Annotated in this window: 13 protein-coding genes; 8 read left to right on the top strand and 5 right to left on the bottom strand. The window is 69.1% G+C overall.

What is annotated here, in order from left to right; genetic code table 11:
* Positions 1-329: 329 nt before the first annotated feature.
* Complete coding sequence (locus RV983_RS34350; protein ID WP_475989617.1) at positions 330-2,234, top strand: hypothetical protein; 1,905 nt, start codon at positions 330-332, stop codon at positions 2,232-2,234.
* Positions 2,235-2,271: 37 nt separating this feature from the next.
* On the opposite strand, the gene RV983_RS34345 is transcribed toward RV983_RS34350, so the two are convergent.
* Positions 2,272-2,895, bottom strand: a complete 624-nt coding sequence (locus tag RV983_RS34345) for a TetR/AcrR family transcriptional regulator (protein ID WP_475989616.1) — start codon at positions 2,893-2,895, stop codon at positions 2,272-2,274.
* A 55-nt stretch (positions 2,896-2,950) separates the two neighbouring features.
* The gene (locus RV983_RS34340) at positions 2,951-3,439 is read right to left on the bottom strand and encodes a carboxymuconolactone decarboxylase family protein (RefSeq protein ID WP_475989615.1); all 489 of its coding nucleotides are present in this window, start codon (positions 3,437-3,439) and stop codon (positions 2,951-2,953) included.
* A gap of 91 nt (positions 3,440-3,530) precedes the next feature.
* Here RV983_RS34340 and RV983_RS34335 point away from each other — a divergent pair, with 91 nt between their 5' ends.
* Positions 3,531-4,511 carry a pirin family protein gene (locus RV983_RS34335; RefSeq protein ID WP_475989614.1) on the top strand — a complete coding sequence of 327 codons (981 nt, stop codon included), beginning with the start codon at positions 3,531-3,533 and terminating at the stop codon, positions 4,509-4,511.
* A gap of 316 nt (positions 4,512-4,827) precedes the next feature.
* Here the strand turns inward: RV983_RS34335 and RV983_RS34330 are convergent, their stop codons facing one another.
* Positions 4,828-5,559: a hypothetical protein gene (locus tag RV983_RS34330; protein WP_475989613.1), complete on the bottom strand. Its 732-nt coding sequence runs from the start codon at positions 5,557-5,559 to the stop codon at positions 4,828-4,830.
* A gap of 277 nt (positions 5,560-5,836) precedes the next feature.
* Between RV983_RS34330 and RV983_RS34325 the strand changes: the two genes are divergently transcribed.
* The 3 genes from RV983_RS34325 (at position 5,837) to RV983_RS34315 (ending at position 9,896) form a co-directional block, all read left to right on the top strand.
* On the top strand, positions 5,837-6,508 hold the full coding sequence (locus tag RV983_RS34325; protein WP_475989612.1) for a hypothetical protein: 672 nt from the start codon (positions 5,837-5,839) through the stop codon (positions 6,506-6,508).
* Between the two features lie 101 nt (positions 6,509-6,609).
* The gene (locus RV983_RS34320; RefSeq protein ID WP_475989611.1) at positions 6,610-8,025 is read left to right on the top strand and encodes a ParB N-terminal domain-containing protein; all 1,416 of its coding nucleotides are present in this window, start codon (positions 6,610-6,612) and stop codon (positions 8,023-8,025) included.
* A complete protein-coding gene (locus RV983_RS34315; RefSeq protein ID WP_475989610.1) occupies positions 8,022-9,896 on the top strand; it encodes a DEAD/DEAH box helicase in 1,875 nt (624 codons plus the stop codon). Before RV983_RS34320 ends, RV983_RS34315 begins: the two co-directional genes overlap by 4 nt.
* A 673-nt stretch (positions 9,897-10,569) precedes the next feature.
* On the opposite strand, the gene RV983_RS34310 is transcribed toward RV983_RS34315, so the two are convergent.
* Positions 10,570-10,758, bottom strand: a complete 189-nt coding sequence (locus RV983_RS34310) for a hypothetical protein (protein ID WP_475989609.1) — start codon at positions 10,756-10,758, stop codon at positions 10,570-10,572.
* 72 nt (positions 10,759-10,830) lie between these two features.
* On the opposite strand from RV983_RS34310, the gene RV983_RS34305 reads away from it, so the two are divergent.
* Positions 10,831-11,784 carry a NaeI family type II restriction endonuclease gene (locus RV983_RS34305; protein WP_475989608.1) on the top strand — a complete coding sequence of 318 codons (954 nt, stop codon included), beginning with the start codon at positions 10,831-10,833 and terminating at the stop codon, positions 11,782-11,784.
* Positions 11,781-12,272, top strand: a complete 492-nt coding sequence (locus tag RV983_RS34300; RefSeq protein WP_475989607.1) for a very short patch repair endonuclease — start codon at positions 11,781-11,783, stop codon at positions 12,270-12,272. Before RV983_RS34305 ends, RV983_RS34300 begins: the two co-directional genes overlap by 4 nt.
* A 52-nt stretch (positions 12,273-12,324) precedes the next feature.
* On the opposite strand, the gene dcm is transcribed toward RV983_RS34300, so the two are convergent.
* Complete coding sequence (dcm, locus tag RV983_RS34295) at positions 12,325-13,596, bottom strand: DNA (cytosine-5-)-methyltransferase (protein ID WP_475989606.1); 1,272 nt, start codon at positions 13,594-13,596, stop codon at positions 12,325-12,327.
* A gap of 584 nt (positions 13,597-14,180) precedes the next feature.
* On the opposite strand from dcm, the gene RV983_RS34290 reads away from it, so the two are divergent.
* Positions 14,181-15,371, top strand: a complete 1,191-nt coding sequence (locus tag RV983_RS34290) for a restriction endonuclease (RefSeq protein ID WP_475989605.1) — start codon at positions 14,181-14,183, stop codon at positions 15,369-15,371.
* Positions 15,372-15,648 lie beyond the last annotated feature (277 nt).

The raw sequence follows: 15,648 nt of genomic DNA, 5'->3' as shown, positions 1-15,648 counted from the left end.
GCGTCACGCGGCGCGGCGTTGCCGGCGACTGCCGAACGCCCGTAATTGGTACGAACCTTGGGCTGCACGAACGTAGCGCGAGGACCGATTCGCCCAGTAGAAACTTCAAGCACGCTTGGCTTGCCGCAAGCGGGGCGGTCCGGGGTCCCCGGGCCCGCGGTGTCCGGTCGGGCTCCCACGAGGAGGCGGATCGCGATGACAGGGGGTCAGTCGTCCCCGCCAAGAGAGCGCTCTCGCATCCCGGGAGGCACGCCCCGTGCACCAACGGCCCCATATCGGCCGTCCGTTCCTACCACCTCGCTCCGCGCCCAACGGAAAGGACGAACTCCATGACGACCCTGCCTCCTGGCAGAGCGGGTCACCCGTACCAGCGCCCGGCCCGCCGACGTTTCGGCCGGGTTCTCGCGCTCGCCGCCGTACTGGCCACGTGCGTGATGACGACGGGAACGGCCGCCAGTGCCGACCCGCCGGGCCCCGGCGCGGCGGACGCCGGCGCCACGGCCCTCGGGGCGAACGTCACCGTCTTCGATCCGAGCATGCCCGTTGGCGACATCCAGGCGACCCTCGACGCCGCGAACGCGGCGCAGGTCGACAACGAGATGGGCACGACGCGCCACGCGTACCTCTTCAAACCCGGCACGTACGGCACCGCGCAGCACCCGCTCCAGGTCAAGGTCGGCTACTACACCGAGATCGCCGGCCTGGGTGCCTCACCCACCGATGTGGTCATCAACGGCAAGGTCGAGGTCTACAACCGCTGCCTGGAGGGCGGCGGGACGAGCAACTGCCTCGCGCTGGTGAACTTCTGGCGGACCCTGTCCAATCTGTCGATCAAGATCAACGCGGCCGGCCAGGGCGGCTGCCAGGCATCGGCCGACTTCTGGGCGGTCTCCCAGGCCGTGTCCATGCGCCGTCTGGACATCAGCGGTGGCAACCTCTCGCTGATGGACTACTGCAGCGCCGGTCCGCAGTACGCCAGCGGCGGCTTCATCGCAGATTCCAAGCTGCCCTCCGTCACCAGCGGATCGCAGCAGCAGTGGCTCACCCGCAACTCCGAGGTCGCCGGCTGGTCCAACGGCGTGTGGAACCAGGTCTTCTCGGGTGTCGTCGGCGCCCCGGCCGAAACCGGGTTCCCGAACCCGCCCTACACCACGCTCGACACCACTCCGGTGAGCCGCGAGAAGCCGTACCTGTTCGTCGGGACGGACGGGACGTACAACGTCCGCGTGCCGTCCGCCCAGCGGAACAGCCGGGGCGTCTCGTGGGCCGACGGCATCACACCGGGCCGCACCATACCGATCGGCGACTTCTTCGTCGCGACCCCGTCGGACTCGGTGCACGACATGAACAAGGCGCTGTCGCAGGGCAGGAACCTGCTGCTCACACCCGGCGTGTACGACATCGCCTCGACCATCAGGATCAAGCGCGCCGACACGGTGGTCCTCGGTATCGGGCACGCGACGCTCACCGCCGTCAACGGCTCGACCCCGATCGAGGTCTCCGACGTCCCCGGAACCGTCATCGCCGGTCTCACGATCGACGCGGGCCCGAAGGAGTCGCCGGTTCTCCTCCAGGTGGGCAAGAAGCCCGGCAACAACCACAAGAGCTCGCCGGACGACCCCACGACCCTGTCCGACGTGTACTTCCGCGTCGGCGGACCGCACGTCGGCAAGGCCGACGTCGCGCTCCAGGTCAACAGCGACGACGTGATCATCGACCACACCTGGGTGTGGCGGGCGGACCACGGAGTGGACGGCCTGACCGACACCGAACGCTGGAACACCAATACCGGCCGCAACGGCGTCGTCGTCAACGGTGACCACGTGACCGCGACGGGCCTGTTCGTCGAGCACTTCCAGCAGTACAACACGGTCTGGAACGGCAACGACGGTACGACGATCCTCTACCAGAACGAGTTGCCGTACGACCCGCCGACGCAGGCCGACTGGATGAACGGCCCTGTCGAGGGCTGGGCGGCCTACAAGGTCGACGACGGCGTGACGACGCACCGCCTGTACGGCGGCGGCGCCTACGTCTTCAACCAGAACAACCCGGCCATCCACACCGAGAACGGCTTCGAGGTCCCCCAGAAGCCGGGGGTCAGGCTGCACCACATCATGACCGTCAACCTCGCCGCCGGAACGCTCGACCACGTCGTCAACGGCGTGGGCGGTCCGGCGGACACGACGAGGATCGGTTCGCCGGTGTACGTGACGGACTATCCCGCCCCGTAGGGCACCGCAACGAGGGCTGCTCAAGAACCGCGAGGTATCACGTCCCGCACGGGACAGGGGACGCCGACGGTGCCGTCCGGAGCTGCGCGATGCCCATGTCGAGCGCGGCCTCCAGGTGCGTGAGCGAACCGGTCGCCATGAGGATGGCGACCCCGCCCTGGACGCCGGCGAGCAGGGCCGCGCCCGCCCTGTCGGCATCCAGCGAGGCCGGGATCTCGCCCTGGTCCTGCATGCTCCGGATGCCGGCGGTGATGTCGGCCTGCCAGGCCGCGAGCAGTTCGCGGGTCACGGCCTGGGCGCCCGGCGTGGTGCGGCTCAGTTCGGACGTGAGCACTCCCAGCGGGCAGCGCGGACCCTGCTCGCGGTAGCGCTCGACGACGGCGTCACGCCACCGCTGCCAGGCCTGCCACGAACCGAGGTCGCCCAGGTGCGGCTGCTGGTCGGACAGCACCCGCGCCGCCTCGTGGGAGGCCACCGCGAGCAGCAGGTCCTCCCTGCCGCCGGGGAAGTAGTGGAAGAGCTGGCTCTTGCTCGTGGCGGTGCGGCCCCGGATGTCGTCGAGGGTCGTGTCGCCGAGGCCCCGCTCGCGGATCACCGTTGCCGCACCCTCGATGATCCGCTGCCGGGTGGCGGCGCCCTTGGCCGTGAGTCGTGACGTCATGGCGTCATTCTCCGCCCGGGTTTTTGGACACGCCAGTCCAATCCTCGGCCGGGGTTCACTGCGCGGGCAGGGCCCTGACCGGGTGCTTGCTCATGATGGACACGCGGTTGAACGCGTTGATGGTGATGGCCACCCAGATCACCGCGGAGATCTCGTCGTCGGTCAGTACCTCGCGGGCGCCGGCGTAGGCCTCGTCCGCGACGGCGGTGTCCGCAGGGGTGGTGGTCGCCTCGGCCAGCGCGAGCGCGGCGCGCTCGCGGGGGGTGAAGACCTCCGTGTCCCGCCAGGCGGGCAGCACGCCCAGCCGCTGCGGGTCCTCGCCGGCGCGCAGTGCGGCCCTGGTGTGGACGTGCAGGCAGTAGGCGCAGGCGTTGATCTGGGAGACGCGCAGATTGACCAATTCCACGAGAGCGCGCTCGAGCCCGGCGTCCGCCGCGGCCTCCCGGATCGTGTCGGCGGCGTCACGTATGGCGCGGTAGGACCGCGGTGTCTGCTTGTCGATGAATATCCGCCGGCTCGTCGTGGCCTGCGTCACCTCGCTCACCTGGGCTCCTTCGGCGCGCCGTGTGCGTTGTCCCCTACGATCGAGGATGATAGTTGAACGCGGAACTTAACGCTGAGAGGGGCGTCACACGATGAGCACCACCGAGGTCGACCCCAGCGCGCCGCACGGTGAGCCCGGCGCGGAGGGGAACGGCCGGCCCGCCTCGCCGGTCGACGTCTTCACCCCCAGGGACGTCCCCCTCGGCGGCCCGCGCGCGATGACCGTGCGCCGGACGCTTCCGCAGCGGGCCCGGTCGCTGATCGGCGCCTGGTGCTTCGCCGACCACTACGGTCCCGACAACGTCGCCGACAGCGGCGGCATGGACGTGGCACCGCACCCCCACACTGGTCTGCAGACGGTGAGCTGGCTCTTCAGCGGCGAGATCGAGCACCGGGACAGCCTGGGCACGCTCGCTTACGTGCGCCCGGGCGAGCTCAATCTGATGACCGGCGGGTACGGGATCTGCCACTCCGAGGTCTCCACGCCGGGGACCACCGTCCTGCACGGCGTCCAGCTGTGGGTGGCGCTGCCCGAGGCCCACCGGAACGCACCCAGCGCCTTCCAGCACCACGTCCCGCGTCCCGTCGCCCTCGACGGCGGCGAGGTGAGGGTCTTCCTCGGCTCCCTGGCCGGCGACACCTCGCCCGTTCCCACCCACACCCCGCTGCTCGGCGCCGAACTCACGCTCCGGCCGCACACGACCGTCACCCTCGCCGTCGACCCCGCCTTCGAGCACGGGGTGCTCGTGGACCACGGCGAGGTGCGAATGGCCGGGACGGCGCTGCGCCCGGCCGAACTCGGCTACCTCGAGCCCGGGCACGCGACGCTCACGCTCGCCAACACCGGCGACACCCCCGCCCGGACGGTCCTGCTCGGCGGGACGCCGTTCGAGGAGCAGATCGTGATGTGGTGGAACTTCATCGGCCGATCCAGTGAGGAGATCGTACAGGCGCGAGAAGACTGGGAGAAAGGCTCCTCGCGATTCGGTCAGGTGCACGGGTACGACGGAGACCGCCTCCCCGCCCCGGAGCTCCCCTCAGTCCCTCTGAAGCCCCGCGGACGGGCGCGCTGACCTGTGAAAACGTCCCGTGAGAGGCGCGCGCGTCATCACTGATCCGGATCGTTTGGATGCCCTGTCCCGCTCCTTGGACGGGGGCGGTTCATGGTCACGTCGGCCATCTGGAGAGCGGCCCGCGACGTCTCGCTGAGTCTCATTGTTCGGACGTGTGTGTCAGGGTCCGATCGGATCGATGCTGACCTTTTGCTGACTGTCCTGATGCAATGTCAGTAAATCTTTTCTTGATCAGTTGACTTGCCGACCGTCGGTGAAAAGGGCCGCGCACCAACTCCAGGACGGCGAGCAGCGAAGCGGGTACGACCGGGGGCGCTTACGCCGACAGGGCGCTGCAGCTGATCAGTGCCCGGGCATCCGCGAGGTTGTCGGCGTCCATTAGGTGGCCGACCACTGCGAGGACGACCCCCTTGGGCCGGCTCCCAACCTTCCGGAGGAGGGCGTCCGCAGCCTCCGTGAGGCCCCGGCTGCGGCACGCCTGAATCGCGGCGGCGGACTCCACCGCAGGCGCCTCGTCGCCGGCGTAGGCCAGCATGCCTACAGCGTGCTCGTACCGGCCGCTGTCCAGGTGTAGCGCCAACTCGTCCACCGGCCATTGCAGGTCCGCGACCGAGCCGTTGCGCCGGTCCCCCTCGGTACGCGTGACCGGCGCAGCGGACGACACGCCGGTCCCGTCCACCAGGGGCGCCGGTGCCCCACCGCGCGTGCTCGCAACGATGTCCGCGGCCGGCCCGGCAGCTTCGGCGCTGCCGTTGTCGGCGGCAGCGGACTCACGCTCGGCCGAGAGCCGCTGCAGGAGGCTCTGCAGGTCTCCGATGGCCACTACCCCGGTGCGGGCCTTGTGCTCCGCAAGTCGGTGGAGCTTGAAAACCGTCTCCGCGTCGGGGAACAGAAACTCCCCCGCCGCGAGGCGGTTGAGGACGGATCGGGAGCTGTGGATCTGACATGCGACGCTGCGCAGCGACCCGCCCGTCGCGTGCAGCAGAGTGCGTACCGCCTGGGCGAGTGCGCGCTGTGTCGGGGGAAGGGAGGGCGGAAGGGCCTTCATCTGCCCGCGTGGAGGCAAAGGAAACTCCCCAGAGGTAAGTGATTGACGCGGTGTCATCTCATCTTGGCGGATACCTGTGACAGTTGAGGCGGTCCTGTGGCGCGGTAGGGACACTCCGGGACACCGGGGCGAGGAGGGACACCGAGGGACAGAGAAGCCTTCCCGTGCCTCTGGGGCGTGCGCTTGGCTTGAGGAGCAGGCGGAACCGGCCCGCTGACGGCCCACAGGGGCCGTCACTGCGCTGTTCACGAGAGGGGATCCGAGGAGAATGGTGGCAATGCCGTCCTGGACGGACGAGGGACTCGGCACCAAGAAGCGCGTTGCGCTGTGGCTGGTGCAGGAGGTCGGAACCGGCAGCGTGTTCACCAAGGAACAGCTGCGGACCGCGTTCGAGGGGGTCAGCCAGGTCGACCGCCGCATGCGGGAACTGCGCGACCACGAGTGGCAGATCGACACCAACCGGGAGGACCCGGCCCTCGACCCCAGCGAGCACCGGTTCGTGCGGCAGGGCGTACCGGTGTGGGAGCCCGGCATGGCAAGCCGCAAGGCTACTGAGTCCGTGGGGGCGGTACAGCGCCGCGCCGTGCTCCTGAAGGACAACTACTTGTGCCGTACCTGCGGCATCGGCAACGGCGAGGCGTACGCCGACGGCCACGGCGCCACCTCCCACCTGGACATCGCGCGGCGCCCGGTCACCCTGCCCGGCGGCGGCATCGAGGTGCAGCTGGTGACCGAGTGCAACCGGTGCCGCGTCGGCGGGCGCGATGCCGGCGTCGATCTGGGCGCCTTCGCGTCAGCGCTGGCACAGCTGTCGGCCTACGAGCGCAAGATGCTGTCCGCCTGGATGGAGCAGGACGCCCGCGGCTTCAACGAGGTCGACAAGCTCTGGGGTGTCTACCGCACCCTGCCGGCGGCGGCGCGCGCCGAGGTCCGCGACTTGCTCCTGTAGTCCACTCCCCGTGGCGGGGTCGGCGCCGGAACCCCTGCGCCGACCCCGCCGCGGCCCTAGCAGTTTCTCCACCGCTTTCACTCATACGAAGGAGCACACACATGCCGATCGACTTCGGCCAGCCCCGCGAGGCCGCCGGCAACCGCGAGCTCGTGGCTCACCGGCTGAAGGAACTGCGCAACGGGAGCGGGGTCCCGGAGACGCTGACAATCGAGTGGCGCGGAAAGCCCGCCCACGTCGAGGTCATCGACATGCCAGTCGAGGTCCTGCGCTACAACCCCGGCACGCACCGCATCCGCGCCCAGCGCGCCTACGATCCGGCACGGGACCAGGCTCTGGCCGAGGACCCCTGGAGCTCGGAGAGCCAGGACTACCTCCACCACCTGCTGAAGGCACTGCCGGCCGACCCCTCCAGGACCGACAAGGCCTTCGAGGACCTGACGGAAAACCTGCGTGAGTACCAGCAGAACGAACCCGGGCTGATCACCCGCGAGGGCATCCTCGTCAACGGCAACACCCGCCGTGCCGCCCTCAAGGAGCTCGGGCGGACCAGCATGCGGGTCGGCGTCCTGCCCGAGAGCTGCGAGTGGAGCGATGTCCACGCCGTCGAACTCTCCCTCCAGCTGCGCCCGGACACTCGGCGAGACTACTCCTACATCAACCACCTGCTCGCCCTAGAGGAGCAGGTGGCGCTCGGCAAGCCGCTGGCGGAGATCGCCCGGAACTTCCACACCACGACGCCGGCCTGCGACCGCGACCTGTGGATCCTGGCCCAGCTTCGGGACCTCATCAGCCGTAGCGCCACCGGAACCGCCTCACTGCGGCTCATGGACTTCGAAGAGGCCAAAGAGCGGTTCTTCGAGCTCTACCGCGCCTACAACACGGAGTCTGCGCGCAACCGGGAGCGTGCGGACCTGCTGAAGGAGGGCCGACTCGCGGCTATCGTGCTCGATTTCGCCAAGACGGACGTCCGGTTCATCCAGCCCGACTTCCAGGAGCGCTTCCTGGACCAGCGGTTGCCCGCAGACCTCAGGGCCGCCCCCGCCCAGCCAGCCCCGTCGGTGGCCATCCCCGGCCTCGGCCGCACCGTCCAGGCTGCCGGCGCGAGCGTCGCCGCCGCCAAGGCGCTCACAGATTCCCTCCTGCAGGCCAAGGCCGTCAAGGCGGCCGATGCCGCCGCAACCCCCGAGGAACAGACAGCGGCAGCAGCGGTCTTCGACCGCACCCGCGATGCCTTCAATGAAGCGTTGGAGTTCGCCGGCAAGGACTTCCGGTACCGCAAGAAGCGCCTCGCCGCCCCCGACCGCGTCGCCGACGCCTGTAAGGACCTGGAGCAGTGCGTCACCGACCTCGTCATCGCCCGCGGTAACGGGAGCCTGGACGAAGGGGCGTTCGACGACGCCCTGCTGCAGCTGCGCACCATCATGGAGCGCGTTGCCGTCGAGGCCGACAAGAGCGTCCCGCTCCCGGGCGCGGGCCAGGTCTGGCTCAACAGTGCTGTGGGAAGGCAGCAGTGACACAGGCCCAGGCTGGATCGTCGCTACGGATCGCATTCGACGTCTCGCGGACCCGCGTGGTCCTGCGCACCACCCCCGGATTCGAGCAGGACTTCGCGGACCTCGCCGCGCGCATCGGTCCAGGCGGCCAACGCGGCCCGCTGGTAGGGGAGTTCGATCTTGATGACTTTCTCGACCGCCTGATCGAGCTCGGCTCATGGCGCCATGACGGCGTCGAGTGGGAGGACGCGCTCGTCCGGCTTGTCACCGGCGTCCTCGACGACGCCGAACGGGCTGAGCAGACCCTCCGCAGCGGCGCGGACGTCGGCCAGGACGCGGTCTCGCCGGACGACGTTCTGGGTCTCCTCGGCGACGGCTGGACTGGGGAACTCACCCCGTTCCAGCTCCGCGACGCCGCACAGCTGCTGTCGCTCGGGCACGGCGCGAACTTCAGTGTGCCCGGGGCCGGCAAGACCCGGGTCTCACTAGCCGTCTACGCCGCCATGCGCGCACAGGGCCTGGCCAAGCGGCTCCTAGTTGTCGGGCCCAAGTCCGCCTACGAGGCCTGGCTGACCGAAAGTCAGCTCTGCTTCCGCACGCCGCCGCGCACCGCCGTCATGGGCCGCGCCCCCGACTACGGCGCCGAGGTCCTGCTGGTCAACTACGAGCGCCTGTCGCGGGCCGTACCCGGGCTCACGTCCTGGCTCGGCGCCGCCCCGTCGATGCTGGTGCTCGACGAGGCCCACCGCATGAAGCTCGGCGCCAACGGGACCTACGGCTCCGCCTGTCTCGCACTCGGGCCTACTGCCGCCCGGCGGCTCATCCTCACCGGCACTCCGGCCCCCAACGGGGCTCGGGACCTGGAGAACCTGCTGTCCTTCGTCTGGCCCGGTCGCGGCAAGCGCGTCGTCTCCGACGCCGTACGCGGCGGCGACCTCGCCTACGCCAGCACCGTGCTGCGGCCGCTGTTCACCCGCACCACCAAGCGCGAACTGGGCCTGCCCCCGTTCGAGCCGAAGGTCCGGTACGTCAGCCTTCCGCCGATCCACCGGGAGGTGTATGAGGCCCTCAAGGGCAACTTCTCCGCACGGGCCGAGGCGTCCCGCGGCGACATCGAAGTCCTCGGGCGGGCAGCACTGCGCCTGCTCATGGCCGCAACAAGCCCGGCGCTCCTGGTCGAGGGCAGCAGCCGGTACGAGCCGCTCGCCTACCGGGTGCCGCCGCTAGAGGCCGACCCGGGCGGATCTCTCTACGAGCTGCTGCGCGACCTGCCCCGCTACGAGCTCTCCCCCAAGTTCCAGGAGGCCGTCCGGATCGTCGCCGCCAACGCGGCAGCGGGCCGCAAGACGATCGTGTGGACGACCTTCGTACGCAACATCACCACCCTGGCCGAGTTCCTCTCCCCCTACTCCCCGGCCGTCGTCCACGGCGGCACGGCCGACCGGGACGAGGAGATCCGACGGTTCCGGGAGGACTCCGACTGCATGGTGCTCCTATCCAACCCGGCTACCCTCGGCGAGGGCATCAGCCTGCACCAGGTCTGCCACGACGCGGTCTACGTCGACCGCGACTTCATGGCTGGCCGATTCCTGCAAAGCCTCGACCGTATCCACCGCTTGGGCCTCGCCCCCGGAACGGAGACCAGGGTCACCGTCCTCGTCGCGGAAGGCACCCTCGACGAGGTGGTCCAGCTGCGTCTCGAAGCGAAGCTGGAGTTTATGGGCAGCATCCTGGACGACCCGGAGGTGCGCCAGCTCGCCGACCTTGTCGAGGAGCCCGTCAGCAGCGCAGGCCTGGACCTGTCAGACATCCGCGAATTCCTGCGCCACCTCGAGTCCCCGGCCCCGCTCGACGAGCACCCACGGGGCGGGGCCCAAGACCCGCGGCCGTGACGGCGCCTCCGGTGCCAGTCGGCTCCTGGGGAGAACGGGAGACCGCGTCTCCCCATGAGGCCTTGGGCCGGTGCCCCGGGCTGCGGCGGTGGCGGTTTGCGTCGGGGCCGAGATGAAACGGCACCGCCTACGGCTGAACCAATTCGTCTCGGCCACTCGTACCTCAGAACAGGGTTGCAGCAGCCTCTGCGGGCTCAATCACTCCAGGCAGTGCGTCCTGCCAGGCGAACGCTTCGGACAGTGCCCTCTGCAGCATGCTCCCTTCGCACAGGCTGAGTGAGCGCCGGTTCTTCTTGTGGTCGTGGACGACGCCGTAGCCGACTCGGCGCGTCGGGACGAGCGCTACGGTGCGGCCGCAAGTCGGGCACGGGATTCTGGGGGCGCGCATACATGCCAGGGTGCCAGAGGACACTGACAGGCAGCGGCTGCGCCGGTGCATCGACGGTCCTGAGGCAGCGGGCGGCACCCCTGGAGCCCGCAACCGGGCCTCCGGGGACCCGCGCACCGCATATCGACGCTTCACGCTCGGGCAGGTGCTGCAGGACGACGCGCCGCATCCGGAAGGGAAACGAGCCATCGCCGCCAGTATGGACACCGCCTACCTTCAGGTATCCCTCCGCCGCGCGCGAGGAGTGACGGGCAGGGACAGCTGATCCCCTGCCGGGACTGGAGATCAGAGCATGCCCTCTCGGAGGAGCCGCTCCAGCGCGTCAGCCTCGCGCTGAAGCACGATACGGCCATCGCCGTCGCTGAAGGCGAGGACCCTGGTCCCTGTGTCGAGGCCCGCTTCGGCCAGCAGGCCCAAGGGCAAGGCGACTCGGCCGTCTGCGTCGATGGCCGTCTCGGCGGGTTCGCGGATCATGGCACCGAGTCTTCCACGCCGGCCGTGATTCCCGCTCCCCCAGCGGCCTACTAGACGGATAGGGTCCCGTCCGTGGATGAAGGTGTTGAGGCGGTACAGGCACCCCTCTGGGGGCAGCAGCCGGTGCGAGATGAGGATCTGGAGGCCGTAACTGCAGCCATCCTGGGGCAGGACCCGGACGGAGCGCGCTTCGCGGGTGCTATCCGGAGGAGCATCGACATGCTCCTCGACGGCCAGCACACCGGCCGCTTCCGCTGGGATCAGCTGTACAAGACCGAGAAGGCCCACGCGGGGACGCTGATCGAGATCAACTTGCAGCGCGAGTTCGGCTTCGATGACGGTCTGAAGATGGACTACCGCATTGCAGGCATCGATGTGGACTGCAAGTTCTCCCAGACCCGCGGCGCCTGGATGATCCCCCCGGAGGCCCTCGGCCACCTGCTTCTCGTCGTCTGGGCCAGTGACGCCGGCTCGGTATGGTGCGCGGGCTTGGTGCGCGCCCGCCCCGATCTGCTGAACAGCGGCGGCAACCGTGACGCAAAGAAGACCCTGAGCAGCGCTGGCCGGGCCGCCATCCGCTGGCTCTTCTACGACGCCCCCCTGAAGGAGAACATGCTGCTCCGGCTCTCGCCGGAGGACGTGGCAGCGGTCTTCGCCCACAAGTCCGGCCAGCGCCGCGTCGACGAGCTCTTCCTGCGCGCCCAGGCTCAGCGGGTCAGCCGGACCGTGGTCGCCACCGTGGCCATGCAGGAGGATTATATGAAGCGGGTCCGCTATAACGGCGGCTCGCGCTCGCGGCTCCAGCCCCGCGGCATCGTCATCCTCGGCCATTATGCGAGCCATGCGCGCATAGCTCGCATGCTCGATCTGCCCGTTCCGCAGTCAGGCGACTCGGTGAGTGTGCGGCTCGCCCGTCTGCAGCCGCACCACGGCAACGCGCCGTACCTTGAATTGAGCGGAGAGCATTGGACTGTCGCCCTGCCATCGGACCCTGAAGAGACCGTTCCGAAACTGCCCGAAATATGAGTAAAAACTCCCAGGATGCCGATTCTCCCGAGACGTGGAAAGCGCCCGAGGGTTCATGGGCTTCGTCGGCCGCAAACCGGCGCAGCATGTTGGGAAACCGGGCGCGGGACACCGCCCCGGAACTGGCGCTCCGCTCGATGGTCCACGCGGCCGGCCTGCGCTACCGGGTCGCGGCCAAGCCGATTCCGGGCATGCGCAGGACAGCCGACATGGTCTTCCGGCCGGTACGGGTGGCAGTGTTCGTCGACGGGTGTTTCTGGCATGGCTGCGATCAGCACTTCGTTCCTCCGAAGACCAATCCCGACTACTGGCGGGAGAAGATCGCCGGCAACATGCGCCGTGACCGTGAGACGGATGCCCGCCTGGCGGACGCCGGGTGGCTGGTACTGCGCTTCTGGGAGCACCAGCCGGTCGGCGAGTGTGCGGAGGCCGTCGTCGCGGCGGTGAGGGGGCGGAAAGCGGCGCGCATGTATCGGAGCCCTTCGTAAGCGGCGTCCGGGCCAGGGGCGGCGTTTCGCCTGCGCCCCAGCCCGGCACCGCCTAACTGATCTTGGCCTTGTTCACCGCGAACAGCTCGTGCCGCTCGTGGCCTGCTTGCCCGACGAATGCCTTGAACTCGCCGAGGGTGTAGGCGTAGGCGCCACCCGACCGCTTCGCCCGCTCGATCACGAAGTCCCGTTCGAGATGGGCCAGGTGTCGCTCCACCTCTGGCTCGGTCAGCTGCACCCCGTCCTTCTGGAGCTTGGTGATGATCTGCTCCATGCCGACCGGGCGGGTGGCGCCGCGCAGGAGCTTGTAGACCGGGTCTTGGATCACCTCAGTGGCCTCCACCAGCTCGACCCGCCCGCCCTGCTGCTTGAGAGCGCGATGGATCGACCGGCCCACTGCCTCGGCCACAGGGGGCGGAAAGGCGTTGCCGATCTGCCGGTACCGGGTGGTCTTGCCCCCGGTAAAGACCCAGTCCCCCTCCTTCCAACCCTGGATGCGGGCGACCATCTCGCAGGTCAGCTTCGGACCCGGCTTGCCGTGCGGTACCGTCCAACCCGCCTCGGGCGGTGCGTTGTCTACGCCCATGGCGTCCACGCCAAGTTTCGCCCAGGCGGTTTTCGCCCTGGTGGGGCCGAGGTCGGCGCCACCATGCTTCTTTGAGCCTCCGACGATCGTGGGGGCGATGGTGTCGGCGCCCTTGGCCCAGGCCTCCGCACCCTCCCAGCCATTGGAGCCCATGAGGCCCGCCAGGGTCTCGCCCACGGTCGGCGCGGGCCCTTCGAGCGGCTCCGGCCAGGTGAAGTACTCGGCGAACTCACGTTGCAGTGCGACCAGGACGAAGCGGGGCCGCAGCTGCGGGACGCCGAAGTCTGCGGCGTGGAGCAGCCGCCACGTGGCGACGTAGCCGTGGCGCCGCAGCTCGTCGAGCACATGCTGGCGGTACGCCGCGAAGCGGTTGGCGCTGAGGCCGCGCACGTTCTCCAGCATGAGGGCCTTCGGCTGAACGGTCTCCACTAGGCGGACGGCCCAGGCGAACAGGTCGCGCTCGTCAGTGGCCCCCAGTTGCTTGCCGGCGATGGTAAAGGGCGGGCAGGGCACTCCGCCTGCCAGCAGGTCGATGCCCTTGTGCTCCTCGGGGCGCCAGACATCCCGGCTGGCTACGTCGCCTAGCTCGACCCGCCAGTCCTTCCGGTTGTGCTGCAGCGTGGCCACCGCATTGGGGTCGAGTTCCACCGCCAGCTCGTGCTCGAAGCCCGCGCGCTCCAGGCCTAGGGCCTGTCCTCCCGCTCCAGCACAGATCTCGACCACACGAAGCTCCGACATTCGCCCTCCATCACGTGCACACCGCTGGGCCGCCAGGCCGCGTTCGGCCCCTCGCGCTCACTCCGCGCATCCGACTTTATTCGAACGCGCTAGCGACCCCTTCTTTGCGGACGAACATTCCCAGCTTCTCTCCGGACAGTCCAGCGAGTCGGCGAAGTACAGCTCACCGCGAACGCGGACTCCGGGACGCCAGTGTAATTGCAGGTGGAGGTGCAGCTGGGGAAGAAGCGTCTATCGCGGCGGTGTGCGGCACAGGGGAGGGCGCTTCTCAGCCGCTCCGACCTGCAATGAAGCCGCCGCGCTCCCCGCAGGGCGCCTACCGGTCGGGCAGGGTGCCCCGCTTCCGGGGGAGCCTGCCGCACCCGCGCCGGCCTTCCCGCACCCAGCGCCAGACCAGCTCGCAAAGGATCTCCGGCAGAACGGCAACACACTCGCTGCCGCCCACGACAGAACCGCCGCGGGCGGGGCCTCGCCTGCCCTCGTGGCCGACGGCGGCCTTTGCGGAGCCTCGGCTCCGCCTCCAGCCGGGCCTCCGGGCGAAGCCACCCGCCGCTGTTGTCATACCCACCGCTTATCCTCCGGGCGTGATCGAACCCTCCTCGGCCGCTGTGTCGTTCTCTGCACTGGCCGATGCCGACCTGACAGTCGATGCCGTGTACGCCGGCGGATCAGCGGGGAACACCGCCGACGATCCCATCAGCAAGATCTTCCAGGGGGTGGGCAACCAGGGCGGCTTCCGGTACGCCGGGTCGCCGCAGCAGCGCGCGGTGAGACTGGCGATCCTTTACACGACAGGCACGAACCCCGACTGGCCGGACGAGCTGGACATCCAGACGGGGCGGTTCGTCTACTACGGAGACAACCGCCGACCCGGGCACGAGCTCCACGACACGAGCCGTCGCGGCAATCAGCTGCTGCGGGACGTTTTTGCGTCGGCCCACGGGACTGCCGAGGACCGCGCCGCTGTCCCTCCGTTCCTGCTTTTCGAGAAGGACGGTCCCAGGGGCCGCGATGTGCGCTTCCGAGGCCTCCTGGCCCCGGGCGCCGAAGGCGTCGCCGCAGACGAGGACCTGGTGGCAATCTGGCGGAGCACCGGGGGCCACCGGTTCCAGAACTACCGGGCCGTCTTCACCGTCCTTGACATCGGGACCATAAAGCGCGACTGGATCAACGGGCTGCTCAAGGGCGAGCCCGCTGGCGCCGGGGCGCCGCAGCCCTGGCAGGACTGGGTTGCGGGCCGCAGGTATACCGCGCTTGCGGCTCCAGCCACCACCATCATCCGCACTCCGGCGGAGCAGGCGCCAGACGCCGCGGGCCAGGCAATCCTGCAGGAGGTCACCGGCTTCTTCAACGGGCGCTACCACGATTTCGAGGCCTGCGCCCTGGAGCTATGGCGCATGCAGGCGCCGGCGACAGGACACACGGAGCTCACGCCCCCCAGCCGCGACGGCGGCCGGGATGCCGTAGGCGAATACCTTCTGGGACCCCAGTCCGACCCAGTGGCCGTTGAATTCGCCCTGGAAGCAAAGTGTTATGGCCCGGGCAACTCCGTAGGGGTGCGGGAGATGTCCCGCCTGATCTCCAGGCTGAAGAACCGCCAGTTCGGGGTCTTCGTCACCACTTCGTTCTTCAATCGGCAGGTCTACCAGGAGGTACGCGAGGACCGGCACCCTGTGGTGCTGATGTGCGGGAAGGACATCGTGGCCCTGCTCCGGTCTCGGGGATACGCCTCACCCGAATCGGTGCGGTCGTGGCTCCAGGCGTCGTTCAGCTGAGAGGCTGCGGCACCCGCGCGCATGGCATGGCCAATCAGCAGGCGCTGTGGCCACCGGCTGACGTCCACGGCCTCTCCTACCCTCTGGGTACTCGCGTCCCCTGTACCTGTGAGGGGTGAAAAGTAGTGAGAGAAATCCGGAGTTAACGGCGCTCGGCGTCTGGCCACGCTGCATAATTGGCCACCAGGGAAACTCGTTTGACCAATCTCCCAGAACACTGAGTTGACTTTGAAGTCGCACCGATCCCCCCTTCCGGGCGGGACGGACAGGGGGGGCT

Source organism: Streptomyces sp. RLA123, assembly GCF_056270165.1.
Note: the sequence above shows the minus strand (reverse complement) of the source record. Positions and strands in the feature narration are given on the sequence as shown.